This window comes from Sandarakinorhabdus sp. (genome assembly GCF_041689835.1).
GTDB lineage: Bacteria > Pseudomonadota > Alphaproteobacteria > Sphingomonadales > Sphingomonadaceae > Sandarakinorhabdus.
This window is the reverse complement of record NZ_JBDNFM010000263.1, coordinates 1-2,891: the sequence shown is the minus strand read 5'-3', so window position 1 is coordinate 2,891 and position 2,891 is coordinate 1. Positions and strand designations below refer to the sequence as shown.

Below are 2,891 nucleotides of genomic sequence, written 5' to 3'. Positions count from 1 at the left end.
CAGGCTGGCGGCCAGCGGGCTGCCGACCAGATTGGAAATGCCCAGGTGCGATTGCGCCACGGCGCGGGTGAAATTCATGATCGCCGGCGTGTCGGCGGTAACAACATGAATATCCATGCCCAGCCGATCGGCATGCAGACCCAGCGGGCTTTCGACGCCGGCCAGCCCATCCAATGTATAAAGCGCGGGCAAGGCATGGATAACGCTGCGGCTGCGCGGATCGATGGCAGCGCGGCCGGCCTGGCGCAACGTCACCATGTCGGTGGGGGTGATGCCGGCCCCGGCGATGTCGATTTCCGCACTGGCCATCGAACTGGCCATGTTGCCCGCGGCGAAGCTGGCCACCACGCTGTCCATTTGCAGGCCGGCGGCGCGTTCGGCCTGGTCCATGGCGCCGCGGATGGCCATTTCGGCCTTGTCGAAATCCGTTACCGTGCCGCGCTTCAGGCCCAGGCAGGGCTTTTGCCCGCTGCCGATGATGCGCGGCGGCCCATCGCCGCTGATCAGCGCAATCAGCGCCGACACTTTCGAGGTGCCCACATCAAGCACGGCCACCGCCCGTTCGGGCTGGCCGCGGCCAAGGGGGGAAAGCGGGATGCGCGGTGCCATCGTCGTCCTTCAGATCTTCTGCGCTTGCGCGGCGGCGCGGCGCGCCTTTTCCGCTGCGGCCAATGTTTCCGCCACTGCCGGCCCAGCCACGATCATGCGCCCCGGCAGCCGCAAATCAAACCGGGTGAAGCGCCCGCCCAGCAGCCGTTCCGGGCCTTGCCCATCCAGCTTGGCAAAGCTGGCCAGCGCGGCGCGCGCCTCGCCCGGCCGGTCGGGCAGGGCCAGCGTCTCGCCGCTTTTGAAGTGCAAATCCCAACGGCGACCGCCCACGAACACGGCGGCGTTCACGTCGCGGCCCAGCGGGGTGGCAGCAATCAGCTCCAGTGCGTCGCGCACGCGGGCATTGGCCCCGGCGCCCACCAAGATCGGCAGCTCGTTCCAGCGTTCCAGCCGCTCACGGGTGAGCACGCGCCCGCTGATGTCGATGGCGGCAAGGCGCTGGCGGTGCTGCCACAGCGCCACCGGCTTGCGTTCTTTCACCTCGATCACAAGGGTATCGGGCAGGCGGCGCTGCACGCTGGCATCAGCCAGCCACGGCAGGGCGCGCAGGCGGCTTCGCACCTCGTCAAGGTCGGTGGCCAGCATGGCGCTGCTCGGCCCATTCAAGACGGCGGCATAAATTGCCAGCCGGTCCTGTTCGCGTGCGCCGGTGAGCTCAACGTGGCGCACCTCCCAGCCCTGCGCCGCCGTCCACCCCACAAAGCCGTTCCACAGCCGCCGCGGCACACCGATGGCGATCATCACGATCACGGCGACGGCCAGCACCACGCCCGCGCCGATGCCAACTTGCCGGCGCGTGATCTTCGCCCCCGTCATGCCCCCCGCAATGCCCTGCTTTGGCCGTCTTTGCGCGGCTTTGGGCGGCCGGGCGCCGCGTTTCAGCACGGCTGCCGTCATTGCGGGTGTCCTTGTCCGTGGTCTGCGCCAGCCTTGTCCTCCAGCGCCAGATCGATCAGGCGCTGCACCAGTTGTTCGTAGCTGATGCCGCGATATTTCGCCTGTTCCGGCACCAGGCTCAAGGGCGTCATGCCGGGCTGGGTGTTGGTTTCCAGCAGAAACAGCCCGGCCAGCCCCAGCGCCGGATCCCAGCGGAAATCCGAACGGCTGGTGCCGCGGCAGCCCAGCACCCGGTGCGCCGCCAGCGCGTGGGCAAGGCACGCTGCCTCCACATCGGCCGGCAGTTCGGCCGGGCACACATGCACGGTCAGGCCATCGGTGTATTTTGCCTCGTAATCATAAAATCCCTGAGTTGGCCGCAATTCGGTCACCGCCAGCGCCTCGTCGCCCAGCACCGCCACGGTGAGTTCCTTGCCAGCGATGAACGGCTCGGCCAGCAGCGTTGCAAATTCATTCCAAGGCCCAGGCACGTCGCGGCGAATGGGATTGCCGTAATTGCAGGCATCGGTGACGATGGCGACACCCACCGACGATCCTTCATTCACCGGTTTCAGCACATAGGGCCGCGGCAGCGGATCGCCGGCAAACAGGCTTTCGCTCGCCACCAGTCTGCCCAGCGGCATCGGGATGCCGGCCGGCACCAGCATCTTCTTGGTCAGTTCCTTGTCGATGGCGATGGCCGACGTGGTCAGCCCGCTGTGGGTGTAGGCCAGGCCCAACAGGTCCATCAGCCCCTGCACCGTGCCATCTTCGCCGGGCGTGCCGTGCAGCGCGTTGAACACCACATCGGGCGCCGCCGCTGCCAAGCGCTGCGCCACATCACGGCCCATGTCGATTTCGGTCACGTCGTGGCCCAGATTGCGGCAAGCCCGCGCGATGCCGCGCCCGGAAGTGAGCGACACCTCCCGCTCCGCTGACCACCCGCCCATGAGCACTGCGACTTTCATGCGACCCGCCCCACCCGCTGAATTTCCCACTCCAGCGCCACGCCGCTCGCCCGCAGCACATGCGCGCGCACCAATTCGCCCAGCGCCTCGATATCGGCGGCGGTGGCACGGTGGCTGTTGATCATGAAATTGCTGTGTTTCTCGCTCACTTCGGCGCCGCCCACGCGCAGCCCCCGGCAGCCGGCGCCGTGCACCAGTTCCCAGGCATTGTGCGGCGCCGGGTTCTTGAAAGTGGAACCGCCGGTGCGGGTGCGCAGCGGCTGGCTGGCCTCACGCGCGGCGGCGATGCGGTCCATTTCGGCCTGGATGGCGGCGCGCGTCCCGGGCCGGCCGCGCAGCCGCGCCGCAACCACGATTTCGCCGCCTTGCAGATTGGAATGGCGATAGCTGAAATCCAGCGCCGTCAGGCCGCGCGTTTCGATGCCGCCGTCGCGGGTG

2 protein-coding genes and 2 pseudogenes are annotated in these 2,891 nt (G+C 68.1%); all 4 read right to left on the bottom strand.

Features of this window, described 5'->3' with window-relative positions; all coding sequences use genetic code 11:
• A pseudogene (locus ACESL8_RS13210) lies at nucleotides 1-609 on the bottom strand (cell division protein FtsA); the annotation flags it as partial.
• A gap of 9 nt (nucleotides 610-618) precedes the next feature.
• Nucleotides 619-1,506 carry a cell division protein FtsQ/DivIB gene (locus ACESL8_RS13205; protein ID WP_372919602.1) on the bottom strand — a complete coding sequence of 296 codons (888 nt, stop codon included), beginning with the start codon at nucleotides 1,504-1,506 and terminating at the stop codon, nucleotides 619-621.
• A complete protein-coding gene (locus ACESL8_RS13200) occupies nucleotides 1,503-2,453 on the bottom strand; it encodes a D-alanine--D-alanine ligase (RefSeq protein ID WP_372919600.1) in 951 nt (316 codons plus the stop codon). The genes ACESL8_RS13205 and ACESL8_RS13200 overlap by 4 nt, the downstream gene beginning before the upstream one ends.
• Nucleotides 2,450-2,891, bottom strand: a pseudogene (locus ACESL8_RS13195) (UDP-N-acetylenolpyruvoylglucosamine reductase); the annotation flags it as partial. The pseudogene ACESL8_RS13195 and the gene ACESL8_RS13200, both read right to left, overlap by 4 nt.